Consider the following 23,267-nt stretch of genomic DNA (forward strand, 5'->3'; position numbering starts at 1 on the left):
AACAGGGCGTCAGGGGTCGGGGAAATGCGACAAATGCCCTGCGTGGGTGAGGGGTGAGGGGTGAGGGGTGAGGGGCGGGGCGGGGTGGCGCCTCGCGGTCGAAGCGGCGGAAGCGGTCGAAGCGGTCGAAGCGGTCGGCGGGGTGGCGAGGCGGCGGGGGTGTTCGTGAGCGTCGGGGGCGACCCGGATCCAGATACCCCCTCCTGGTATCTGGATCTGGGTTGACTACATACCCCTAGGGGGTATCTACTCCACGTGTTGCCGCTCCGCCCACCGGAAACGAGGAGGCCCGCATGTCCCATGGCCACGACTGCCCGGTCGCCACGACGGCCCGTGCCGCAGCAGGGCCGTGCAGGCCTTCGCCCGCCTGACACACGTCCGAACCCGCACCCCTCCCGCTCGATCCGCTGAGGAGTCCGCCATGAACACAGCCCTGAAGATCACCGCCTTCGCCGCCGGCCTCGCCACCGTCTTCGGCGCTTCGTACGGCATCGGCCACGCCACCGGTGGCACGTCCCCGAAACCACCCGCCGCCGCCCACCCGGGGCACGCCTCCGCCGCGCCTTCGGATCCCGCCTCCCCGGACGGCGACGGCGACGGCGCGTCGGGCGGCGCCGGCCATCTGCCCGGTGGCCTGCAGATCTCCGAACGCGGCTACACGCTCAGCCTCGGCGACTCCTACGTCACCGCAGGCGCCCCCATCGACCTGCGCTTCCGCATCCTCGGGGCGGACGGCAAGCCCGTCACCGTCTTCCGGCCCGAGCACGGCAAGGAGTTGCACCTCATCGTCGCCCCGCGCGACCTCTCCACCTTCCAGCACCTGCACCCCACCCGGGCCGCCGACGGCACCTGGCGCACCTCCGCCGCCCTGCCCGCCGCCGGCGCGTACCGCGTCTTCGCCGACTTCACTCCGGCCGGCGCCTCGCAGGGCCTCACCCTCGGCGCAGATCTGCATGCGGCCGGCGACCTGCGCCCCGTACCACCGGCCAGGACGGGACGCACCGTCACCGTCGACGGCTACCGCGTCACCCTGACCGGCGACCTCACCCCCGGCCGCTCCACGCGGCTCAGCCTCGCCGTCGCCAAGGACGGCAGGCCCGTCACCGATCTCCAGCCCTACCTCGGCGCATACGGCCACCTGGTCGCCCTGCGGGCCGGAGACCTCGCCTACCTGCACGTCCACCCCGACGGCGAGCCGGGCGACGCCGGCACCGCGCCCGGCCCGGACATCACCTTCACCACGACCGCGCCGAGCCGGGGCGACTACCGCCTCTTCCTGGACTTCCGGCACGAGGGCGTGGTCCGTACCGCCGCCTTCACGGTCACCGCAGCCGACGGCCCGGCGGACGCGGCCACCTCGGCCCCGTCTTCGGCCGCCCCGTCCGCTTCCGCGGGGCACGACGGCGAACACCAGCACTGAAGCGGACCGCAGCCCGATCCCCTTCCTCGTTCCCTCCCCGGCATAGGAGTACACGGTCATGTCCGACCTCAACGCGACACCCGCACCCAGACGCTGGGCGGCACTCGCCCTGATCGCCCTCGCCCAGTTCATGGTGATCATGGACACCTCGATCATCGGCGTGGCCCTGCCCGAAATGCAGACGGCGCTGGGCTTCTCGCAGGAGAACCTGTCGTGGGTCTTCAACGCCTACGTCGTCGCCTTCGGCGGACTGCTGCTGCTCGGTGGCCGGCTCTCCGACCTGTTCGGCGCCAGGCGGCTGTTCTTCGCCGGATGGGTGGTCCTGGCCGTCGGGTCGGCCGTCGCCGGGCTGGCCGGAGAGGCCTGGGTCGAACTGGTCGGCCGGGCCGTCCAGGGCGCCGGTTCCGCACTGATCGCGCCCGCCGCGCTGACGCTCCTGATGACCCTGTTCGGCGGACGGCCCCAGGAGCTCACCAAGGCGTTCGCCCTGTATGGCGCGGCCGCGCCGGCCGGCGGCACCGCAGGCGTCTTCCTGGGCGGCGTGATCACGCAGTACGCCAGCTGGCAGTGGGTCTTCTGGATCAACGTCCCGGTCGCGCTCGTCGTCCTGCTCGTCACCCCCGCCGTGATGCCGGCCGTCCCCGCCCGCCGCGGTTCGGTCGACTGGCTCGGCGCGGTGACCGTCACCCTCGGCCTGGCCGTCTCCGTCTACGCCGTGGTCCGTGCCCCGGAGACCGGGTGGGGTTCGCCGGTCACCTGGCTGGTCCTGGCCGCCGGCCTGCTGCTGATCGGCGCGTTCGTCGCGCTCCAGGCCAGGCGCCGCGAACCACTGATGCGGCTCGGCATCTGGCGCAGCGCCAACCTGGCCGGCGCCAACCTCGCCCAGTTGCTGATGGCGTCCGCGTGGATCCCGATGTGGTTCTTCCTCAACCTCTACCTCCAGCAGGTGCTGGGGCTGGAAGCGTTCGCCTCGGGCGCCGCGCTGCTGCCGATGACCGCGGCCACCATGCTGATGATGATCGTGGCGGCACCCCGGCTGATCGCCCGCTTCGGGCCGAAGCCGCTGATCGTCACCGGTCTGCTGGCTCTGGCGGCCGGCATGGTCTGGCTCTCCTTCGTCCGGTCCGACGGCAGCTTCGTCGTGGACGTCCTGCCCGCCTCGCTCCTTGCCGCGGTCGGCATGTCGCTCGCGTTCATCCCTTCGCTGGGAACGGCGCTCGCCATCCCCGACCCGTCGGAGGGCGGGCTCGCCTCCGGGATCGTCAACACCAGCTACCAGGTCGGCTCGGCCCTCGGCCTCGCCGCGATGACCGCGGTCGCCGCCGCCAACGGTGCCGGTGAACTCGGCGACCCCGAGGCCCTCACCGACGGCTTCTCCTCGGCCTTCCTCGGCGCGGCCGCCCTCGCCCTCGCCGGGGCGATCGCCTCCGCCTTCACCCTTCGCACGCCGGCCCGCGCCACCGAGGAACCCGCCTCCGTCGGCTGACCCCGGTGATCCTCGAGGACGCCGGCCCGGAACCACGGGCCGGCGTCCTGACACGTGCCGCCGGGGCCGCGGACCGGTGACTGCGGAGGGAGGAACACCGACATGGTGACCGGCCCACGAAGCGGCCCCGTGGGTTCGTCCCTTCGGCGTAGCCTTCGTACATGGCAGAGAGCAAGGTCCGGAAGTCCGCGGTCGAACCGGCGGTGAAGGCGGCTGCGAAGCCGAGGAAACCGGAGTCGCGCCTGGCGATGGTGCGGCGCGCGCGGAAGATCAACCGCGTCCTGGCGGAGACGTATCCGTACGCCCATCCGGAACTGGACTTCGAGTCGCCGTTCGAGCTGCTGGTGGCCACCGTGCTGTCGGCGCAGACGACGGACCTGCGGGTGAACCAGACGACGCCGGCGCTGTTCGCGAAGTACCCGACTCCGGAGGACATGGCGATGGCCGTCCCGGAGGAAATGGAAGAGATCATTCGGCCGACCGGCTTCTTCCGGGCCAAGACCAAGTCGCTCATAGGCCTCTCCGTCGCCCTCCGGGACCGTTTCGGCGGCGAGGTGCCGGGACGCCTGGAGGACCTCGTGACGCTGCCCGGGGTCGGCCGCAAGACCGCCAACGTCGTCCTCGGCAACGCGTTCGGAGTTCCGGGCATCACGGTCGACACGCACTTCGGCCGACTGGTCCGCCGCTGGAAGTGGACCGAGCAGGAGGACCCGGAGAAGGTCGAGGCGGAGGTCGCGGCGATCTTCCCCAAGAGCGAGTGGACGATGCTCTCGCACCGCGTCGTCTTCCACGGCCGCCGCGTCTGCCACGCCCGTCGGCCTGCTTGCGGCGCCTGCCCGGTCGCCCCGCTCTGTCCTTCGTACGGGGAGGGCGAGACGGACCCCGAGAAGGCCAGGAAGCTGTTGAAGTACGAGATGGGGGGTCAGCCGGGCCAGCGGCTGAGGCCGCCGTCGGACTACCCGGGCAGTCCCGCCCCCGCGCTGGGCGCCGGCTGAAGCGACGGGGCCGCGCCGGAACGAAATGCGTGAGGACAGGCGTTGTGAAACGAGGGGTGCCTATGAAGACGGACGAACACAGTACGGAAGCGGCCGCCGCCGCCGCACAGGCCGAGCCCGCTGCGGCGGCCGCACGCAACGCCCCGGACGAGGCACATGACGGTGCACGCGCCACCGCGGACGAAGCCCGGGACGACGCCGCGATCGATGTTACGACCGAGGGTCTGCCCGGCTGGCTGGACCCCGTCGCCCGGGCGGCGCGGACCATCGAGCCGCAGCAGCTCAGCCGCTTCCTGCCGCCCGCGAACGGTGCGGGGCGGCAGTCAGCCGTACTCGTCCTGTTCGGCGAGGGCGCACGAGGGCCGGAGCTGCTCCTGATGGAGCGCGCCGGAAGCCTCCGCTCCCACCCGGGCCAGCCCTCCTTCCCCGGCGGCTCCCTGGACCCGTCCGACGGCGACCAGGAGACGACGGGACCGCTCCGGGCCGCGCTGCGCGAGGCCGAGGAGGAGACCGGCCTCGATCCGCACGGGGTGCAGCTCTTCGGGGTGCTGCCCCGGCTCTACATCCCCGTGAGCAGCTTCGTGGTGACGCCCGTCCTCGGCTGGTGGCGTTCGCCCAGCCCGGTCGGGGTCGTCGACCCCGCCGAGACCGCCCGGGTCTTCACCGTTCCCGTGGCCGATCTCACGGATCCGGCCAACCGGGTGACCACGCGCCATCCCAGCGGCCATTGCGGCCCGGCATTTCTGGTCGAATCCGCACTCGTATGGGGGTTCACGGCAGGGGTGATCGACCGGATTCTGCACTTCGCGGGCTGGGAGCGCCCCTGGGACAGGGCCAAGCAGGTGCCGCTCGACTGGCGCGCATGACAGGCTGACTCCCGTGCTCCGCTGCTCCGGGCCTTCCCGGTCACGGGGAGACGTACGGGCCCGGTGACGAATCTGCGAGGCAATAGACGGTGAACGTGCTGGACATCCTGCTGCTGGCCGCTGCCGTGTGGTTCGCGGTCATCGGCTACCGCCAGGGGTTCGTCGTCGGCATCCTGTCGGTGATCGGGTTCCTGGGCGGCGGTCTCGTCGCCGTCTATCTGCTGCCCATCCTGTGGGACCAGGTGACGGACGGCTCCGAGGTCTCGTCGACCGCGGCCATCGTCGCGGTCGTCATCGTGATCGTGTGCGCCTCGGTGGGGCAGGCCTTCACCACTCACCTGGGGAACAAGCTCCGCCGGTACATCACGTGGTCGCCCGCGCGCGCCGTCGACGCGACCGGCGGTGCCCTCGTCAACGTCGTCGCGATGCTGCTGGTGTCCTGGCTGATCGGCTCCGCGCTGGCCGGTACGTCGCTGCCGACGCTGGGCAAGGAGGTCCGCAGCTCCTCGGTCCTGCTCGGCATCTCCCGGGTGATGCCGCCCCAGGCCTCCACCTGGTTCACGGACTTCTCCTCGGTCCTCGCGCAGAACGGCTTCCCGCAGGTTTTCAGCCCGTTCGCCAACGAACCGATCACCGAGGTCAGGGCCCCCGACCCGGCCCTGGCCGGCAGCCCCGTCGCGGCCCGCGCCAAGGAGTCGATCGTCAAGGTCGTCGGTACGGCCCCGAGCTGCGGCAAGGTCCTCGAAGGCACCGGCTTCGTCTTCTCCGACCGCCGGGTGATGACCAACGCCCACGTCGTCGGCGGCGTCGACGAGCCGACCGTGCAGATCGGCGGCCAGGGACGGCTGTACGACGCGAAGGTCGTCCTCTACGACTGGCGGCGTGACATCGCCGTACTCGACGTGCCGGACCTCGACGCGAAGCCCCTGCGGTTCACCGACACCGACCACGACGCCGCGACCGGGAACAGCGCGATCGTCGCGGGGTTCCCGGAGAACGGCTCCTACGACGTACGCTCCGCGCGCGTCCGGGCCCGCATCGACGCCAGCGGGCCCGACATCTACCACCGGGGCACCGTCCGCCGCGATGTCTACTCACTCTTCACGACGGTCCGTCAGGGCAACTCCGGCGGTCCGCTGCTGACACCCGAAGGCAAGGTGTACGGAGTCGTCTTCGCCAAGTCGCTCGACGACCCCGACACCGGTTACGCCCTCACGGCCGACGAGATCCGCCAGGACATCACGCAGGGCCGTACCGCCAACCAGCAGGTCGACAGCCAGGGGTGCGCACTCTAGGCCGTGGTCCCCTGCGGTCGGCCGAGCGCGGCCCCGACGAACCGGATCGCGTCCCGGGCCGATGATGTCCTCCCCGTACGCACGGTCCGCCGCGGCGATCGCGCAGCGCGACATCGAGAAGGTCTTCCCGGCCGACAAGTACTCGGCGGTGGGTTCGGCGGTGGGTATCGCCGGTAATACGGCCGGTCCGGCCGGGCGATCGAGATCGCGTCGAATTGCGCGGCGACGTACCACTGCCGCCGCACCCTGTCTGTCCGTGGGCCTGACCCTGTCCGTGGGCCGGGCTCGACGGCGGCACGTGCAACGCGATGCGCGTCTGGGTCCTTTGGCGGCGGCCGGTGGATCGGCCCCCTGGGCGGCCCTGATGGCCGGTTCCCTGGCGCTCCGTCACGAAGTCCTGCGGCAGGGGCTCCTCGGCGGGGTGGTACCGGGCGAGGTCGAACAGCGGGTCAGGGATGTCGTCGGGGCAGGGATGTCGTCGGGGCAGCGCTCGACGCCCTCGAGCGAGGCTCTGCACACTCCTGACAGAGGTCTTTGCCCCTGCCGTACGGAACCTCTGGGGGTGGGTGTCATCCCCGCGGATGGCGCAGTCGTGCCGAGACCCAGCGGGCCCGGCGGCGGAGGATGCGCGGAATACCGAGCCGGGGATCATGCAGAACATGCATTGCGTGCACCCGGCCCTGGGGGCCGCCCCTCTCGTGAGTGCCCGGTGCCGCCGTGGCGGTCGAGCGACGATTACGTGCTGCGTCACCGAAGTCGTGCGTCCAGCCCATACCCCGACGTCTGCCCGTGACGCATGGTCGGTAACCGCCTGTCCGCCAGCCAATTGGCCTATGCGGCAGGCAAGTGGCTGTTCGTCGGACAGGTGTGCCCGTCGGCTACCGGTCGGGCTCGGGATCCTTGAGCCAGTTGATGAGTTCGGCCGAGAACCCGGCCGGATCCTCCTCGTGGGGGAAGTGCCCCAGACCGTCGAAAAGTCGCCAACGGTACGGTGCTTCGACGTACTCGGCGGACCCCGCCGAACTCCGGGTGCGGACTGCCGGATCGAGTGAACCGTGCAGATGCAGCGTCGGCACCCGCACCGGCCGCTTCATGCGCCGGTTGAACTGGATGCCGTCCGGGCGTGCCAGCGAGCGCACCATCCAGCGGTAGGGCTCGATCGAGCAGTGCGCCGTCGACGGGATGGACATGGCACGCCGGTAGACGTCCACCGTCGCGTCGTCCGGGAACTCCGCCGTACCCGGACCCGCCCATTCGTGGACCAGCCGTCCCACCAACGCGGCGTCGTCCGCCACGAGCTGACGCTCCGGCACCCACGGCCGCTGGAAGCCCCAGATGTAAGAGCCCGCACGGGACTGGGCGAAGTCGGAGAGCATCGAGGAGCGCCACCGGCGGGGATGCGGCATCGAGGAGACCACCAGCCGGCGCACCAGCTTCGGACGCATCACCGCGGCGGTCCAGGCGAGGTAGCCGCCCATGTCGTGGCCGACCAGTGCGGCGTCCGGCTCGCCGAGTGAGCGGATGACGCCGGTGATGTCGAGCGCCAGGTTGGCGGGGTCGTAACCGCGTGGCGTCCGGTCGCTGCCGCCGACCCCGCGCAGGTCCATCGCCACGGCGCGGAAGCCCGCGTCGGCGAGTGCCGGCAGTTGGTGGCGCCACGTCCACCAGAACTGCGGAAAGCCGTGCAGGAGAAGGACCAGCGGCCCTTCACCCATTTCGGCGATGTGGAAGCGGGCGCCGTTGGCCGCGACGTCCCGGTGGGTCCAGGGGCCGTCGATACGCACGGGGCCGCCGGCGGGGCCCGGTGGGCCACCGGGAGCTGCGGCGGACGGGACCGGGGCGGTGGGGCCGTCCGGGCCGGCGGTCTTCTCTTGACCCGCCCGGCCTTCCGGGCCCACAGGGCGAAATGCGCTGGAATCGGGGACCGTCATGTGGATGAGCGTGCCACAGCAGACGCCTTGTCCTGGACCGGACGGTTCTCGATGGCCTTGTCCGCAACTGTGCTGCCGCCCAACGGAAGGATCGCGTCCGCGCCGACGCTCGCACGCGGGTGCGGCTTGACCCCCTGCAGTACGGCGGCGGTCTGCTTGGCCGAGGCGATGGACTTCTCCGGCGGCTTGACCTTCTTGAACTTGGCGTAGCCGAAGAGCGCGAGCAGGATCCCGAGCAGGATGAACGCACCGCCCACGATCAGGAACGACCAGGCCAGCCCCAGCCCCAGGTTGTGGATTCCGTACGCGGCCGCGAAGCTCAGCACCGGGATCGCGAACAGGATCAGCACACCCGTGACGATGAACGCCACGCTGCCGATGACGCCGCGCTTGACGTCCTGTCGTACCTCGGCCTTGGCCAGGGCAATCTCGTCGTGCACCAGAGCCGACAGTTCGGCCGTCGCCGAGGCGACCAGCTGGCCGAGACTGCGGTCGGCGCTGCCCGCGTAATTGCCGGGGTCGCTCATCCCTGACTCCCTCTCCTGTTCAACACATCCGATGTCAGATCATGCCGGACTGTCCGGCTTGCTGCTCGCTGCCCCCGCCAGTTGGGCAAGGCGGCGGTGCTCGGCCGCCTTCTTCTCGTAGAGCGCGGCCATCCGCAGGTGGTACTCCGGATCGTCCTGCTCGTAGATGTCCGGAATCCCGGACGCGTCCTCGTCGAGTTCCTCGGCGTCGAACAGCGCCCGGTATCTGCGTACCCGCAGTTTGAGCAGTACACCGGAGAGTACGGCGGCAATCAGGGAACCGATGAGAACCGACGCCTTGATCTCGTTGATCATTTCGTCGTCGCCGGTGAAGGCGAGCTCCCCGATCAGCAGCGAGACGGTGAAGCCGATGCCCGCGAGCGAGGCGACTGCGAAGACGTCTGCCCAGGCCAGGTCCTTGTTGAGCTCCGCCTTCGTGAACCGGGTGGCCAGCCACGTACCGCCGAAGATGCCGATCGTCTTGCCGACGACGAGTCCGAGGACGACACCGAGCGTTTCGGGCCGGGTGAACACGCCGGCCAGCGCGCCGCCGGAGAGGGAGACCCCGGCGGAGAAGAGCGCGAACAGCGGTACGGCGAAGCCCGCGGACAGAGGGCGGATCAGGTGCTCGATGCGTTCGCCGGGTGAGCGGTCCTCACCTTCGCGCCGGGTGCAGCGCAGCATCAGTCCCATGGCGACACCGGCGATGGTGGCGTGGATGCCGCTGTTGTACATCAGCCCCCAGATGACCAGGGCGAGCGGTACGTAGACGTACCAACCGCGGACGTTGAACCGCAGCAGCAGGTAGAAGACGGCGAGGCCGGCGAAGGCGCCGACGAGCGCGACGAAGTCGATGTTCTCGGTGAAGAAGACCGCGATGATCAGGATCGCGAAGAGGTCGTCGACGACGGCGAGCGTCAGCAGGAACGCGCGGAGCGCGGACGGGAGCGAGGTGCCGATGACAGCGAGGACGGCGAGAGCGAAGGCGATGTCGGTGGCCGTGGGGACGGCCCAGCCGGCGGTGGAACCGTCGCCGACCACGTTCACCAGCGTGTAGACGACCGCCGGCACCGCCATGCCGCACAGCGCGGCGACGACCGGGAGCGCGGCCGCCTTGGGGTCGCGCAGTTCACCCGCGACGAGTTCACGCTTGAGCTCGACTCCTGCGACGAAGAAGAAGATGGCGAGCAGTCCGTCGGCGGCCCAGTGCGCCACGGACAGATGGAGGCCGAGCGTGCCGGGCCCGAAATGGAAGTCGCTGACGGACGAGTAGCCCGATCCGAAGGTGTTCGCCCAGATGAGGGCGGCCACGGCGGCGACGAGCAGTATGACTCCGCCGACCGTCTCCGTACGCAGAGCGTCGGTGAGGTAGTTGCGCTCGGGGAGGGGGAGGCGTCCCAGGAAGGTGCGGCGGGGGGAGGGGGGTGCGGGGGTGGGCGTGGCCACGGGGGGAGACCTCCGGGTCGGTACGGCAGCGATGGCATGGCTGATGCACTTGCCGACCAGACTTCCCGGCACACCCTTTGGAGATTTCTTATCGTTTTATTGATCAGCTGCCACTGTACCCGGGGTGCGCGGGGCTGTGACCGGTGATCTTCACCCTAAATGCCCGAAGGGCATCCGGCGCGTTGCCGGATGCCCTTCGGGGTGTGCGCTGCCCCGGGTCCCGGGGCGCTGGGGTCCGCCGGGGCCCGATGGTCCTAGTCCTCGGAGGAGGACTGCGGCAGCTGGGTCTGGATGAGATCCATGACCGAGGAGTCGGTCAGCGTCGTGACATCACCCAGGGCGCGGTTCTCCGCGACGTCGCGGAGCAGACGCCGCATGATCTTGCCGGAGCGGGTCTTCGGCAGCTCGGCCACCGGCATGATCCGCTTCGGCTTGGCGATCGGGCCGAGCGTGGTGCCGACGTGGTTGCGCAGCTCCGCGACCAGTTCGTCGGACGTGGTCGCGGTACTCCGCAGGATCACGAACGCGACGATGGCCTGACCGGTCGTCTCGTCCGCGGCGCCGACCACGGCGGCCTCGGCGACTGCCGGGTGCGAGACGAGCGCCGACTCGACCTCGGTGGTCGAGATGTTGTGCCCGGATACGAGCATGACGTCGTCGACGCGGCCGAGGAGCCAGATGTCGCCGTCCTCGTCCTTCTTGGCGCCGTCACCCGCGAAGTACTTGCCCTCGAAGCGCGACCAGTAGGTGTCGAGGAAACGCTGGTCGTCGCGCCAGATGGTGCGCAGCATCGACGGCCACGGCTCGGTGAGGACGAGGTAGCCGCCCCCGCCGTCCGGGACCTCACGTGCCTCGTCGTCGACGACGGTGGCACTGATGCCGGGGAGTGCGCGCTGGGCGCTTCCCGGCTTGGTCTCCGTGACCCCGGGGAGCGGCGAGATCATCATCGCGCCGGTCTCGGTCTGCCACCAGGTGTCCACGATCGGGCACTTGTCGCCGCCGATGTGCTTGCGGTACCACATCCACGCCTCGGGGTTGATCGGCTCACCGACCGAACCGAGGACCCGAAGGCTGCTCAGGTCGAACTTGGCGGGGATGTCGTCTCCCCATTTCATGAACGTGCGGATCGCGGTCGGTGCGGTGTAGAGGATGGTGACGCCGTACTTCTGGACGATCTCCCAGAAGCGCCCCTGGTGCGGGGAGTCGGGCGTGCCCTCGTACATGACCTGTGTCGCACCGTTGGCCAGCGGGCCGTAGACGATGTAGGAGTGCCCGGTCACCCAGCCGATGTCGGCGGTGCACCAGTAGACGTCGGTCTCGGGCTTCAGGTCGAAGACCGCGTGGTGCGTGTACGCCGCCTGCGTGAGGTAGCCGCCGGACGTGTGCAGGATGCCCTTGGGCTTCCCGGTGGTGCCCGACGTGTACAGGATGAAGAGGGGCTGCTCCGCCTCGAACGCCTCGGGGGTGTGCTCGGTCGACTGGCGGGCGGTGATCTCGTGCCACCAGACGTCGCGGCCTTCGGTCCAGGCGGTGTCCTGGCCGGTGCGGCGGACGACGAGGACGTGCTCGACGCTCTCGATGCGGGAGACGGCGTCGTCGACCGCGGGCTTGAGCGCGGAGGGTTTGCCGCGGCGGTAGCCGCCGTCCGAGGTGATGACGACCTTCGCGTCCGCGTCCTGGATGCGGGTGGCGATGGCGTCGGCGGAGAAGCCGCCGAAGACGACCGAGTGCGCGGCGCCGATGCGGGCGCAGGCCAGCATCGCGACGGCGGCCTCGGGGATCATCGGCAGGTAGACGGCGACCCGGTCGCCCTTGCCGACACCGAGTTCGATGAGGGCGTTGGCGGCGCGGGAGACCTCGTCCTTCAGCTCCGCGTAGGTGATGGCACGGCTGTCGCCGGGCTCGCCCTCGAAGTGGATGGCGACCCGGTCGCCGTTGCCCGCCTCGACGTGGCGGTCCACGCAGTTGTACGCGACGTTGAGCTCGCCGTCCGCGAACCATTTCGCGAAGGGCGGGTTGCTCCAGTCGAGCGTCTCGGTCGGTTCGGTGGCCCAGGTCAGGCGGCGGGCCTGCTCGGCCCAGAAGCCCAGCCGGTCCGCCTTGGCCTGCTCGTACGCCTCCGCTGTGACGTTGGCGTTCGCGGCCAGATCGGCAGGCGGTGCGAACCGCCGCTCCTCTTTGAGCAGATTGGCCAAGCTTTCGTTGCTCACGACATCTCCCAGTCCCAGGGTGTCCGTTGTGTCCCGGGGCATAGCTCATCAGTCCAAGGGCCAGGTGACAAGTGTCTGCCGGAAATTGGTTTAGACCTGTGTCTTCGTGTATGGGGCACGATCCCGCTTCCGCGACGGGGCGATGGTGCGTGCACGTTGCTGGTCTGCGGAAGCGGGACCACAAGGTCTCACGGACCCGAGGGGTATGTGGTTCAGGCGCCGGTGCGCGTCAACTCGGCTGGACGGGACGGATCGACCGGATGGGCTGGATCAACCGGATCAGCCGGATCAACCGGATCGACGGGATTGGCTGCGCCGACCGGATCAAGCGGATCGGCCGACGGAGAGGGATGGGACGGACCGATCGGGTCGAACACCTCGTCGAGTCCGCTGCCGGCGCTCGCGCCCTCGGTCAGCAGGTACGACTGTGCCTCGGCCACATGGAAATACATGCCATGGAGCTGAAGGGTCCCTTCGGCCAGGCGCCGCGCCACCGACGCGTGAGCCCTTAGATGGTCCAACTGCTGGACGACGTTGGTGAGGCACAGCTGCTCCACCGCATCAGCGGGCATCCGGCCCGGGATCCGGGCCCAGGCCAGGTCGCGCGAGGCCATCCGCTTCAGGCTGGGGAGCCCGTGCCGGAGCCAGCGCCAGAGAGCCGTCTCCGGTCCCTCCGGCCTGGTCCCGAGCAAGGCGTTCATCGCGCCGCAGCCGGAGTGCCCGCAGATGGTGATGGACTCGACCCCCAGCACATCCACCGCGTACTCGATGGCCGCACCGACCGAGTGGTCGCCGGTCTCGGAGTCGGGCGGCGGTACGAGATTGCCGATGTTGCGGACGGTGAACAGGTCGCCGGGGCCGCTTGCCGTGATCATGCTCGTGACCAGCCGGGAGTCAGCGCAGGTGATGAACAGCTGCGAGGGGCTCTGTCCCTCCCTGGCCAGCCTCGCCAGCTCCTCACGGACCAGCGGAGCCGTATTGCGCTGGAACGAGCTGAGGCCACTGACCAGCCGTTGGCTGCCGGTCGGGAGCGGACGTGGAGCGTGGTGGTCGGGCGCGAAATCGCCTGTGCTGTCCGGCGCGGGTTGCGGCGCGTCCCCCTCCGCGCAGGCGGGTGACTCCGGGGCGGGGAGGGGGCTGGGCCGTGCCTGCGCCCCGTCGGAGCCCGGTGCTCGGTGACTGGTTCGCGCAGGTGCGGTTGTGGGCGTGGGCGTGGGCGTGGGCGTGGGTGGGAGTGCGGGCGCTGGTTCTGGTTCTGGTGCGCCGGTTGTGAGGCGGGCGGGAATGGCGTCGGCCACCGCAGTCGCGGCAGCCAACCGGGCCGCTGGGCTTGGGCCTGCATCTGTACCGCTATGCGCCTGAGCATTCGCACTCGCACCGGCGACGGGCACGTGCTCGGGCCGGTCGTGGCAGTGGTGGTTGCGCCAAGGGGTCCACGGGCGGCAGCAGGAATGCGCCGCAGAGGCAGGTTCGGCGATTCTGCCTCCGGACCTGCCGGTGAACGCGACCCGGCCACCGTGGGCGGCATGGGCGATGCTCCAGTCGTGGATCAGTTCGTAGGCGGCGTGATCCATGAAGAAGCCGTCCAACTCGACGACTGCGTCCGCGTCCTGCGGGAGCCGGCCCAGCGCCCTGCTCAGACGGGGCACGGCGAGAAACGTCAACTGACCCCGCACGACCACCAGATGCCGGCCCTCGTGGTCGGAAACGGTGATCCGGGTTCGGGCCAGCCGGTGCAGGGCGACGGCCACCGCCACGGCGATCCCGATCGCCACACCCTTGAGCACGCCGAAGACCAGCACGCCGGTGATCGTCGCTCCGTACACCAGGAATTCCCGGTGCCTGTGCACGTTACGGATATGGGCGAAGTTCACCATCTGGATACCGACCACCATCACGAGCGCGCCGAGGGCGGCCAGTGGGATCCACTCCAGTGCGGTGACCAGCAGTCCGGTGGCGACCAGGACCCAGACGCCGTGCAGCACTGTGGAGGCACGCCCGGTCGCTCCGGCCCGAATATTCGCCGAACTGCGCACCGCGCCACCGGAGACTGCCAGCCCGCCGAGCAGGCCGGAGACGGTGTTGGCGATGCCCTGTGCGCGGAGCTCCCGGTCGAGATCGGAGCGTTTGACCCGGGGTGCGGCTGTGGCCGGACCCGCCCCGGGGGCGTCAGCAACTGGTCCGCCGGGCTGACTCCCGCTGCCTTCGGCGGTGGGACCGGACGATCGCTCGCGGCTCCGGTCGGCCGTCAGTTTGTCCACCGCGACGGCGGCGAGCAGGGATTCGAGGCTGGCCACCAACATCATGGTGAATACGGCTGTGGCAAGGCCGAGCAAAGGCCCTTGAGGCATTTCCGGCAGTGCGTGCGAGCGCCAGGACGGGAGGTCGACCCGGGCGATCGAGGGGGCGGCGAGCGCGGCCACCGCGGTCGCCGTGGCCACCGACGCCAGGGCTGCCGGGATCCGCCGCATGTGCCGTCCGGCTCGTCCCGGGAACCGTGGCCACAGCACCAGGACGGCGACGGTGAGTCCGCCGATCAGGGGCGCCGCCGGCCCTGTCCGCTCCAACTGGCCGGGCAAGTGCAAGACGTTGGACACGGCCGAACTCTGTGGCGAACCGCCGAGCACGATGTGCAGTTGAGCGAGTGCGATCGCCACGCCGATGCCGGCGAGTGTGCCGTGGACGATGGCCGGGCTGACAGCCAGTGCGCTGCGCGCGGTCCGCAGCGAGCCCAGCACGATTTGCAGCAGACCCGCACCGATGGTGATCGCGCAGGTGGTGCGCCAGCCATAGATCTGGATCAACTCGGCTGTCACCACGGTCAGTCCGGCGGACGGGCCGGAGACCTGCAAGGGGGTGCCGCCGAGCAGTCCGGCGACGATGCCGCCGACTGCGGCGGAGATGAGGCCCGCCTCCAGCGGGGCGTCCATGGCGACGGCAAGGCCGAGCGACATGGGGACGGCAAGCAGGAAAACAGTGATCGATGCGGACAGGTCGGCGCCCGCGATGCGGAATCGTCCGCCGCGGCGCGGCGGTGGCGGGCTGTGTGGTCGCTTGACCCCTGATGACCGGGGAGGGCGCGAACTGCGGGATGAGTGGTCATGACGAATGGGGACGCAGGCAGACATGTTTCCCGTCTCCTCCGGGGCAGCGCGGTCGCGGAACGTGGGGACGCGGCCGTGGGTCACGGCGTGCAGCGGCGGGATATCTCAACTCTCGGTAAACAGATCGTAATGGAGAGTAAAGATGCGTGTCCAGGATTAAGGGCAAATGGGCCATCTAAGCACCCGTTCCAGTGAATAGGCAGCTTTTCATGCGGCCTGTCGCCCGGATTTGTGTGCAGTGCGTGCGACTTTGGCCGCGCCGTGTCGGCACTTCAGCGCAAGTTACCTGCAAGGAAGAGGGTGGGCGGATGATGGCCGCCGCGAAGAGGTTCGCTTTGGGTGTCATGGCCGTTGCGCTGGTCGCGGGGGTGGCCGGCTGCACCGGTGCGGGTTCCGGCCCGAGCGGATCCGGCCCCGGCACCGCGAACGGCGCCGCGGGGGCGAAGAAGAAGGCGGCCGAAGCGGCCCCCAAGAGTGCGGTCCGGCTCATCGGTGACGGGTCGACCGCCTTCACGGGTGCCCAGCCGAAGCAGCCCGCCGTGCGTCGTCTGACGTCAGGCCAGAAGCCGCCGCAGTTCGTGGTGTTCTCCTGGGACGGTGCCGGAGAGGACAGCCAGCGGCTCTTCTCGCACTTCCGTGAGGTGGGCAAGAAGTACCACGCGAACATGACGTACTTCCTGAGCGGTGTCTACCTGCTGCCGGAGGCGAAGCGTGGGCTCTACGACCCGCCCAAGCACAACGCGGGCAGTTCCGACATCGGCTTCAACGACACCGAAGGCATTCGGGACACCCTGACCCAGGTCCGTGGTGCCTGGCTGGACGGCAACGAGATCGGCACCCACTTCAACGGCCACTTCTGCGGCAAGGACGGCGGGGTCGGCACCTGGTCCGTAGCCGAGTGGAAGAGCGAGATCCGCCAGGCCAAGTCGTTCGTGAAGGGCTGGAAGAGCAACGATCCGGACCTGAAGGACGAGAAGTCGCTGCCCTTCGACTACGACAGGGAACTGATCGGCGGCCGGACTCCCTGCCTAGAGGGGCAGAAGAACATGGTCGCGGCCGCGCGTTCGATGGGGTTCCGCTACGACTCCAGTGGCGTCAACGATCAGGTCTGGCCGAAGAAGAAGGGCGGCATCTGGGACCTCTCGATGCAGCTCGTCCCGGTGCCGGGCCGCGAGTTCGAAACCCTGTCGATGGACTACAACTTCATGTTCAACCAGTCCGGTACGACCCAGGGTGATCCGGACCAGCACGAGTACTGGGGCAACCAGATGCGGGACGGCCTGATCCAGGCCTTCGACCGCGCGTACGACGGAAACCGGGCCCCGCTGATCATCGGCAACCACTTCGAGTCCTGGAACGGTGGCACGTACATGCGCGCCATCGAGGAGACGATCGAGACGGTCTGCACCAAGGAAGGCGTGCGCTGCGTGTCCTTCAGACAGCTCGCGGACTGGCTGGACGCACAGGATCCGGCCACGCTCGCCAAGCTCGGCACGCTGAAGGTCGGCAAGGCCCCGAAGACCGGTTGGGCGTCGTTCCTCGGCGGGGCTGCGAGCCCCGGCAAGAGCGAAGGCCAGGATCAAGGCCGGGCGGAGGCGAAGGCGCCCGCCGGTTCGACGGGTAAGCAGACCGACCGCTAGTCGGCGCCTGGGCCTGACCCGGGTCGCCGCCTGGGGCTGCCCGGGTCGGGAGTGGGCCTGGCCCGGGTTGGCCACAGGGGGGCAGGGGCCGTCCCGTGTCGGCCCAGGGGCGGCGCTCGTCGGCCAGGGCCTGCCCCGGGGGCGATGCAGACCCTGGCCGACGGCCGATCAGGCGGGCTGGGCGGCGGCGGCCCCGGCCCGTGCGTGCCGCTCGTCGAGCACGAAGGCGGGGTCTACCTGGGCAGCCAGATCGGCCCCGGTCTTCTCGTTGCCCCAGCTCTCCGCGTTCTTCAGGTGGAAGTGCACCATCTGCCGCGTGTAGCGCTCCCAGTCCCGTTGGCCGTAGGAGTCCTCCGCCGCGTTTTGCAGGGCCTGCAAGGCCATCCGATTGTCCGCCTCCAGCAGTTCGAAGCGGGCAGGGCGCCCCTTCTCCATGGCCCGCACCCAGTCGGAATGGCCGATGGTGACCAGCAGGTCGTCGCCGACCTCGGCGCGCAGGAACTCCAGGTCGTCCTCGCCCTGCACCTTGTTGCCGACCACCTTCAGTGCGACGCCGAAGTCCTGTGCGTACTCCTTGTACTGGCGGTAGACCGAGACTCCCTTGCGGGTCGGCTCGGCCACCAGGAACGTCATGTCGAAGCGGGTGAACATTCCGGAGGCGAAGGAGTCCGAACCGGCGGTCATGTCGACCACCACGTACTCCTCGGGGCCGTCGACGAGGTGGTTGAGGCACAGCTCGACCGCGCCGACCTTGGAGTGGTAGCAGGCCACACCGAGGTCCGATTCGGTGAACGGCCCCGTGACCATCAGCCGGATGTCTCCGTCGTCGAGCCCGACCGTGCGGGCGCAGGCGTCGTAGACGGGATTGTCCTCGCACACCCGCAGCAGCCGGGAGCCTTCGCCCGGCGGGGTCGTCTTGATCATCGTCTCGGCGGAGGCGATGCGAGGATTGTCGCCCCGCAGATACTCCTTGATCAGTGGCAGCTGCGCTCCCATGGCAGGGAGGGCGGCTGCCTCCCTCTCGTCGAGGCCCAGCGCGGCCCCGAGATGCTGGTTGATGTCGGCGTCCACCGCGACGACGTGAGCTTCATTGGCGGCAAGGTGGCGGATGAAGAGCGAAGACAGCGTGGTCTTGCCGCTGCCGCCCTTCCCTACGAAAGCGATCTTCATGTTCACCTACGGTAGTCGCATGATTGCGGTCCGTTGTCGAAGTTCGTGAAGAAGGCCACTCCGGGCCGGTAGGTGTGCAAGGGGCGCGTAGCCTCGCTACTTATGAGTACGACTTCCTCGGACCCGCTCGCCACCCTGGGTGCTCTGCCAGGGGTGACCGATGCGGTGGACTCCGTACGCAAGGCTGTCGACCGGGTCTACGGCCACCGTGTCATGCGGCGCCGCAGCAACGAGGTGACGGCCGAGGCGGCCTTGCGGGGCGCCCGTGGTTCGGCCGCGCTCTCGGGCGCCGACTGGAACCTCGAGGAGGTGCGCCGCCGTACCGACTTCAGTGGTGACGGTGAGGCGCACGTGATCGGGGCGGCCCTGCGGTTGACGGCCGAAGCGGGGCAACTCCTCTCCATCTGGCGGCAGTCGCCGCTGCGGGTTCTCGCGCGGCTTCATCTCGTGGCGGCCGGTGGCGCGGCGCCCGAGGACGCGGTTGGCCGGCCCCGGCTGGCCGGCGAGCCGGTGGACGAGCCGCTGATCGAAGCGCCCCTGCCGGATGCCGACGAGGTTGCGGGGCGGCTCGAAGGGCTCAGTGGACTCATTCTTTCGGGGAGTGCGGCGCCCGCTTTGGTGACGGCCGCCATCGTGCACGGGGAACTGCTGGCACTGCGCCCCTTCGGCTCGTACAACGGCCTGGTGGCGCGGACCGCCGAGCGGATCGTGCTGATCGGGAGCGGGCTCGACCCCAAGTCGATCTGCCCGGCCGAGGTCGGCCACGCCGAGCAGGGGCGGGCCGCTTACGTCGCGGCGTTCGAGGGCTATCTGACGGGGACGCCGGAGGGCGTGGGCGCCTGGATCGCGCACTGCGGGCGGGCGGCGGAACTGGGTGTCAGGGAGTCGACCGCAGTGTGCGAGGCGCTTCAGCGCGGCGCCGCGTAGAAGCCGCATGGCGCGGCGGCGGGCGTCGCGGACGCGGCGCGGTGAGGCCTTGAGGCGCGGCGAGCCCGTCGGCGGCCGGGCTGGGCCGGGCTGGTGGATGGTTTCCGTCGGCTGGCCGATCGACCGGTCCGGTCGCCCTGAGCTCGGCGGCAAAGGGTTGCGGCGGTACCGTCCTCGGTACCGCCGCTGGCATGTCCGCCCAGTTACCAAGCGTCCTCGATATATGCCCATCAGGTCGGATGCTTTGCCCGTTCCTGGTGCGGCTGGCCCGTATTCGACGGGTCGACGTCGCGTGGGTGCCCGGCTTTCATGCGCGGTCCGTGGGGCCTTCTCTGCGTTTCAGGTCATCCTCTCGGATGTCCTTGGTCTCGCGGGCCGTTGAGTCCTTTGTACTCCAGGGGTCGAGCGAGCGGAAGTGCTGGCCGGACTTCTTTACTTTTAGGTTCAATTACGGACGAGTCGGTTCAAACAGGTTGGTGTGGTGCTGTGCGGCGGGTTTGGCGCCGGTGAGCGCTGCGTCCGCGCCGTCCGCGCCGGTGAGTACTGCGTCCGGTGCCCGGTGTGGGCCGGGGTTGCAGCCGCTGGGCGGGTGGCGGGCGCGCCGCCCATCCCGTGGGTGGAGCTGAGTCACGCCGATGGCGTGGTGGCGCGGCGTCGGGCGGTGTACCAGACGAGCCCGGCGGTGAGGGCTGCCGCGCCGACGGCAGCCGCAGCCATGAGCGCCGGCCTGGGCGGCATGGAGAGTGCGGGCAGACGTTGCTTGAGCCGGACCGGGCGGTCGAAGACGAGAATCGGCCACTCCCTCAGAGTCGCCTCGCGCCGCAGCGCGCGGTCCGGATTGACGGCGTGAGGATGGCCGACCGATTCCAGCATCGGCACATCGGTGGCCGAGTCGCTGTACGCGTAGCAACGGGCCAGGTCGTAGCCCTCGGACACGGCGAGGGCTCTGATGGCCTCAGCCTTCGTCGGTCCGTACGCGTAGTACTCCACCTCGCCGGTGAAGCAACCGTCGTCGCCGACGACCATTCGAGTGGCGACGACGCGGTCCGCGCCCAGGAGCTCGCCGATCGGCTCCACCACCTCGGCGCCCGAGGTGGACACGATCACCACGTCGCGTCCGGCGGTGTGATGTTCCTCGATGAGTGTCGCTGCTTCGTCGTAGATGATCGGGTCGATCAGATCGTGCAGGGTCTCGGCGACAATTTCCTTCACCTGCTGCACGTTCCAGCCCTTGCAGAGAGATGAGAGATATTCACGCATCCGCTCCATCTGGTCGTGATCTGCGCCCCCGGCGAGGAACACGAACTGTGCGTACGCAGTGCGCAGTACGGCGCGGCGGTTGATCAGCCCGCCTTGGTAGAAGGACTTGCTGAAGGTCAGCGTCGATGACTTCGCAATGACCGTCTTGTCCAGGTCAAAGAAGGCGGCTGTGCGCGGCAAGAAGCGGTTTTCCACAAGGCAGAGCATAGGGGCCCACCATTCGGCGTAAACTCCGGCGCGTGGGTTTGCCTGAGAAGGCTCTCGGGTACACCATGGAAGTCACGGATCGTTCGCGACCGTGCTAACCCGGTCCGACTCCTCCCCCCCCGAGTCGGCCGTGGGGACGACCCCCGCTCTCCCCCCCGGCGGGGGTCGTCGCATGTCCGGACGCGGTCTGCCGCTCGGAATCACGCATTTCTCCTCCTTCTCGGCCGCGATGGCCTGCTGTCGTGGGCGACTCTCCTCAGCATGCTCCGTCACGGTGGGTGATGGAAGGGGTGCTCTCGGAAGTCGCCGGTTTGAGTGACGGAGTTATTCACAACGGCGGAGCTGTCCACAGTTCTTGAGCAAGATCCACACGATTTCCTGAAGCGCTGCACGGTGATTCCACCCGTGAAGTCCACGGGTTCCGGAATCACCGTTTCTCGGGACGCTCCGAGATCGCCGCGAACCGCGGTGAAGGTGAGTGAAGAAGGGGCCAGAGATCGTGGCTGAATCCAGTGCACGGGATCGTCTGCCGGCCGCTGCGGCGCGAGGGGGCGGACCGCTGATCGTGACCGAGGATGTGGAACTGCTCGATGATCTGCTGAGGCTGTGCGCCGCCGCCGGAGCGGAGCCCGAGGTTCATCACACGCTGCCCGACCGCAGGGAAGGGTGGGAGCAGGCCCCCATGGTCCTCGTGGGGGACGATGCGGCGGCGCGGTGCCGGGGGGCGGCTCGTAGGCGGGGCGTGATGCTCGTCGGACGGGACCAGGATGCTCCCGACGTGTGGCGCAGGGCTGTGGAGATCGGGGCCGAGTATGTGCTGCGCCTGCCCGATTCCGAGACCTGGCTGGTCGATCAGATCGCCAATGCGGCAGAGGGGGTCGGCCGGCCCGCGCTGACCGTCGGGGTGATCGGTGGCCGGGGCGGATCCGGTGCGTCCACGCTGGCGTGTGCGCTGGCGGTGACCGCGGCCAGGGCTGGGCAGCGGACGATGCTGATCGACGGAGACCCACTGGGCGGCGGCATCGACGTGCTGCTCGGCGGGGAGCGGGCCGAAGGGATGAGGTGGCCGGATTTCGCCCATTCCAAGGGGCGGGTCGGGGGCGGGGCGCTGGAGGAGTCGTTGCCGGCTCTGCACGGGCTGCGGGTGCTCAGCTGGGGCCGTGACGACTGGGTGGTCATCCCGCCACAGGCCATGCAGGCGGTTCTTGGCGCCGCACGCAGGCTCGGCGGGGTGGTGGTGATCGATCTGCCGCGTCGGGTCGACGAAGCGGTGGCCGAGGCTCTGGCGCAACTGGACCTCGGGCTCCTGGTGGTGCCCGGGGAGCTGAGGGCCGTGGCCGCGGCAAAACGGGTGGCCTCAATGGCCGGGATGGTGCTGGAGGACCTACGCGTGGTGGCGCGAGGACCGTACGCATCCGGCCTCGACGAACAGTGGGTGGCGCACGCCATGGGGTTGCCGCTGGCCGGTGAACTCCCGTTGGAGCCAGGGTTGCTGGCCGAGCAGGACATGGGGGAGCCGCCCGGCGGGAGCCCCCGTGGGCCGCTGGCCAGGTTCTGTTCGGCCTTCTGGGACCGGGCACTTGCCGTCGAAAGGGCCGGAGGCCAGGTCATGGGGGGTGGGTCATGACCGAGGCGTTGCTCGACGCGGTGAGGCAGCGGCTGGCGCAGAGCGGTGCGGCGCCGACTCCGGCGGGGGTGGCGGCCGCATTGAGGGCGCAGGGGCGGTTGCTGGGGGATGCCGAAGTGCTGGGCGCGGCAGACGAGTTGCGTGGCGAACTGATCGGGACCGGTGTGCTGGAGCCGCTGCTCGCCGATCCGGCGGTCACGGATGTGTTGGTGTCCGCACCCGACCGGGTGTGGGTGGACCGGGGCGGCGGACTCGAACTCACCGCGGTGACTTTCGCGGACGCGGCAGCGGTCCGGAGGCTGGCACAGCGGCTGGCCGCTGTGGCGGGACGGCGTCTGGACGATGCCAGACCCTGGGTGGACGCCCGGCTTCCGGACGGGACCCGGATGCATGCCGTACTGCCGCCGGTATCGGTCGGATCGACGTGCCTTTCGCTCCGGGTGGTCCGGCCGAAGGCCTTCTCACTGGGGGAACTGGTTGTTGCCGGGACCGTGCCGCCGGGCGGCGACAGGGTGTTGCGGGCCTTGGTGGAGGCCCGGGTCTCCTACCTCATCAGCGGCGGAACCGGAGCGGGGAAGACGACGCTCCTGTCCAGCATGCTCGGTGTGGTGAGTGAGCAGGAGCGGATCGTGCTCGCCGAGGACTCGGCCGAGCTCCGGCCGGACCACCCGCACGTGGTGCGCCTCGAATCGCGCCCTGCGAATCAGGAGGGTGCCGGGCGGGTGACCCTTCGGGACCTCGTGCGGCAGGCCCTTCGTATGCGCCCCGACAGGCTGGTGGTCGGAGAGGTGCGAGGTGCCGAGGTCACCGAACTGCTGGCGGCCCTGAACACAGGTCATGAAGGCGGCTGCGGAACTGTTCATGCCAATGCCGCCGAACATGTCCCGGCCCGGCTGGAGGCACTGGGGACCGCTGCGGGTCTGGACCGGACAGCGCTTCACAGCCAACTGTCCGCGGCGTTGTCGGTGGTGGTCCATCTCGTACGGGACCGGTCCGGGCGGCGGAGGATCTCCGAGATCCAGGTGCTGGAACGCGATGGGGCGGGGCTGGTAGTGACCGTTCCGGCCCTGCGCTGGGGGGCGGCCGGCTTCGAGCGGGAGCGGGGCTGGGAGCGGCTCTGGGAGCTGATCGGGGGCGAGCGGTGAGCGGTACGCCG

17 protein-coding genes are annotated in these 23,267 nt (G+C 69.8%); 9 read left to right on the forward strand and 8 right to left on the reverse strand.

Going from position 1 to position 23,267, the window contains the following annotated elements; translation table 11 throughout:
* The first annotated feature begins 421 nt into the window (after positions 1 to 421).
* The 5 genes from ACIBJG_RS25235 to ACIBJG_RS25255 all read left to right on the forward strand — a co-directional run bounded on the left by ACIBJG_RS25235 (position 422) and on the right by ACIBJG_RS25255 (position 6,062).
* A complete protein-coding gene (locus ACIBJG_RS25235; RefSeq protein WP_399310631.1) occupies positions 422 to 1,420 on the forward strand; it encodes a hypothetical protein in 999 nt (332 codons plus the stop codon).
* A gap of 58 nt (positions 1,421 to 1,478) precedes the next feature.
* Positions 1,479 to 2,906 carry an MFS transporter gene (locus tag ACIBJG_RS25240; protein ID WP_399310633.1) on the forward strand — a complete coding sequence of 476 codons (1,428 nt, stop codon included), beginning with the start codon at positions 1,479 to 1,481 and terminating at the stop codon, positions 2,904 to 2,906.
* Between the two features lie 161 nt (positions 2,907 to 3,067).
* Positions 3,068 to 3,901: an endonuclease III gene (gene nth / locus ACIBJG_RS25245; protein ID WP_399310635.1), complete on the forward strand. Its 834-nt coding sequence runs from the start codon at positions 3,068 to 3,070 to the stop codon at positions 3,899 to 3,901.
* A 62-nt stretch (positions 3,902 to 3,963) separates the two neighbouring features.
* The gene (locus tag ACIBJG_RS25250; RefSeq protein WP_399310637.1) at positions 3,964 to 4,767 is read left to right on the forward strand and encodes an NUDIX hydrolase; all 804 of its coding nucleotides are present in this window, start codon (positions 3,964 to 3,966) and stop codon (positions 4,765 to 4,767) included.
* 89 nt (positions 4,768 to 4,856) lie between these two features.
* Entirely contained in the window at positions 4,857 to 6,062 is a 1,206-nt protein-coding gene (locus ACIBJG_RS25255) for a MarP family serine protease (protein ID WP_399310638.1), read from the forward strand.
* A gap of 569 nt (positions 6,063 to 6,631) precedes the next feature.
* Here the strand turns inward: ACIBJG_RS25255 and ACIBJG_RS25260 are convergent.
* The 6 genes from ACIBJG_RS25260 to ACIBJG_RS25285 form a co-directional block, all read right to left on the reverse strand.
* On the reverse strand, positions 6,632 to 6,835 hold the full coding sequence (locus ACIBJG_RS25260) for a hypothetical protein (protein WP_399310640.1): 204 nt from the start codon (positions 6,833 to 6,835) through the stop codon (positions 6,632 to 6,634).
* A gap of 105 nt (positions 6,836 to 6,940) precedes the next feature.
* Complete coding sequence (locus ACIBJG_RS25265) at positions 6,941 to 7,993, reverse strand: alpha/beta fold hydrolase (RefSeq protein ID WP_399310642.1); 1,053 nt, start codon at positions 7,991 to 7,993, stop codon at positions 6,941 to 6,943.
* Positions 7,990 to 8,520 (reverse strand): phage holin family protein, encoded by a 531-nt coding sequence (locus tag ACIBJG_RS25270; protein ID WP_399310644.1) that lies wholly within the window; start codon positions 8,518 to 8,520, stop codon positions 7,990 to 7,992. The genes ACIBJG_RS25265 and ACIBJG_RS25270 overlap by 4 nt, the downstream gene beginning before the upstream one ends.
* Positions 8,521 to 8,559: 39 nt before the next feature.
* Entirely contained in the window at positions 8,560 to 9,966 is a 1,407-nt protein-coding gene (gene nhaA / locus ACIBJG_RS25275; RefSeq protein ID WP_399310645.1) for a Na+/H+ antiporter NhaA, read from the reverse strand.
* Between the two features lie 254 nt (positions 9,967 to 10,220).
* Complete coding sequence (acs, locus tag ACIBJG_RS25280; RefSeq protein WP_399310647.1) at positions 10,221 to 12,218, reverse strand: acetate--CoA ligase; 1,998 nt, start codon at positions 12,216 to 12,218, stop codon at positions 10,221 to 10,223.
* A gap of 170 nt (positions 12,219 to 12,388) precedes the next feature.
* The gene (locus ACIBJG_RS25285) at positions 12,389 to 15,304 is read right to left on the reverse strand and encodes a bifunctional SulP family inorganic anion transporter/carbonic anhydrase (protein WP_399310649.1); all 2,916 of its coding nucleotides are present in this window, start codon (positions 15,302 to 15,304) and stop codon (positions 12,389 to 12,391) included.
* 284 nt (positions 15,305 to 15,588) lie between these two features.
* On the opposite strand from ACIBJG_RS25285, the gene ACIBJG_RS25290 reads away from it, so the two are divergent.
* Entirely contained in the window at positions 15,589 to 16,920 is a 1,332-nt protein-coding gene (locus ACIBJG_RS25290) for a hypothetical protein (protein ID WP_399310651.1), read from the forward strand.
* A gap of 168 nt (positions 16,921 to 17,088) precedes the next feature.
* Here ACIBJG_RS25290 and ACIBJG_RS25295 read toward each other — a convergent pair whose 3' ends face one another.
* On the reverse strand, positions 17,089 to 18,090 hold the full coding sequence (locus ACIBJG_RS25295) for an ATP-binding protein (RefSeq protein ID WP_399310652.1): 1,002 nt from the start codon (positions 18,088 to 18,090) through the stop codon (positions 17,089 to 17,091).
* A gap of 102 nt (positions 18,091 to 18,192) precedes the next feature.
* On the opposite strand from ACIBJG_RS25295, the gene ACIBJG_RS25300 reads away from it, so the two are divergent.
* Positions 18,193 to 19,017 (forward strand): oxidoreductase, encoded by an 825-nt coding sequence (locus tag ACIBJG_RS25300; RefSeq protein WP_399310654.1) that lies wholly within the window; start codon positions 18,193 to 18,195, stop codon positions 19,015 to 19,017.
* 627 nt (positions 19,018 to 19,644) lie between these two features.
* On the opposite strand, the gene ACIBJG_RS25305 is transcribed toward ACIBJG_RS25300, so the two are convergent.
* Entirely contained in the window at positions 19,645 to 20,484 is an 840-nt protein-coding gene (locus ACIBJG_RS25305; protein ID WP_399310655.1) for an HAD family hydrolase, read from the reverse strand.
* Between the two features lie 565 nt (positions 20,485 to 21,049).
* Here ACIBJG_RS25305 and ssd point away from each other — a divergent pair.
* Positions 21,050 to 22,111: a septum site-determining protein Ssd gene (gene ssd, locus ACIBJG_RS25310; protein WP_399310657.1), complete on the forward strand. Its 1,062-nt coding sequence runs from the start codon at positions 21,050 to 21,052 to the stop codon at positions 22,109 to 22,111.
* Positions 22,108 to 23,256: a TadA family conjugal transfer-associated ATPase gene (locus ACIBJG_RS25315; protein WP_399310658.1), complete on the forward strand. Its 1,149-nt coding sequence runs from the start codon at positions 22,108 to 22,110 to the stop codon at positions 23,254 to 23,256. Before ssd ends, ACIBJG_RS25315 begins: the two co-directional genes overlap by 4 nt.
* Positions 23,257 to 23,267: the final 11 nt, after the last annotated feature.

The sequence above is a fragment of the Streptomyces sp. NPDC050422 genome (assembly GCF_044458665.1).
Lineage (GTDB): Bacteria > Actinomycetota > Actinomycetes > Streptomycetales > Streptomycetaceae > Streptomyces.

What these genes read in the sequence shown, in the direction of transcription:
- ACIBJG_RS25235 (WP_399310631.1), top strand. Translation starts at nt 422, where the DNA reads ATGAACACAGCCCTGAAGATCACCGCCTTCGCCGCCGGCCTCGCCACC.
- ACIBJG_RS25240 (WP_399310633.1), top strand. Translation starts at nt 1,479, where the DNA reads ATGTCCGACCTCAACGCGACACCCGCACCCAGACGCTGGGCGGCACTC.
- nth (WP_399310635.1), top strand. Translation starts at nt 3,068, where the DNA reads ATGGCAGAGAGCAAGGTCCGGAAGTCCGCGGTCGAACCGGCGGTGAAG.
- ACIBJG_RS25250 (WP_399310637.1), top strand. Translation starts at nt 3,964, where the DNA reads ATGAAGACGGACGAACACAGTACGGAAGCGGCCGCCGCCGCCGCACAG.
- ACIBJG_RS25260 (WP_399310640.1), bottom strand. Translation starts at nt 6,835, where the DNA reads ATGGGCTGGACGCACGACTTCGGTGACGCAGCACGTAATCGTCGCTCG.
- ACIBJG_RS25265 (WP_399310642.1), bottom strand. Translation starts at nt 7,993, where the DNA reads ATGACGGTCCCCGATTCCAGCGCATTTCGCCCTGTGGGCCCGGAAGGC.
- ACIBJG_RS25270 (WP_399310644.1), bottom strand. Translation starts at nt 8,520, where the DNA reads ATGAGCGACCCCGGCAATTACGCGGGCAGCGCCGACCGCAGTCTCGGC.
- acs (WP_399310647.1), bottom strand. Translation starts at nt 12,218, where the DNA reads ATGCCCCGGGACACAACGGACACCCTGGGACTGGGAGATGTCGTGAGC.
- ACIBJG_RS25285 (WP_399310649.1), bottom strand. Translation starts at nt 15,304, where the DNA reads ATGTCTGCCTGCGTCCCCATTCGTCATGACCACTCATCCCGCAGTTCG.
- ACIBJG_RS25290 (WP_399310651.1), top strand. Translation starts at nt 15,589, where the DNA reads ATGATGGCCGCCGCGAAGAGGTTCGCTTTGGGTGTCATGGCCGTTGCG.
- ACIBJG_RS25295 (WP_399310652.1), bottom strand. Translation starts at nt 18,090, where the DNA reads ATGAAGATCGCTTTCGTAGGGAAGGGCGGCAGCGGCAAGACCACGCTG.
- ACIBJG_RS25300 (WP_399310654.1), top strand. Translation starts at nt 18,193, where the DNA reads ATGAGTACGACTTCCTCGGACCCGCTCGCCACCCTGGGTGCTCTGCCA.
- ACIBJG_RS25305 (WP_399310655.1), bottom strand. Translation starts at nt 20,484, where the DNA reads ATGCTCTGCCTTGTGGAAAACCGCTTCTTGCCGCGCACAGCCGCCTTC.
- ACIBJG_RS25315 (WP_399310658.1), top strand. Translation starts at nt 22,108, where the DNA reads ATGACCGAGGCGTTGCTCGACGCGGTGAGGCAGCGGCTGGCGCAGAGC.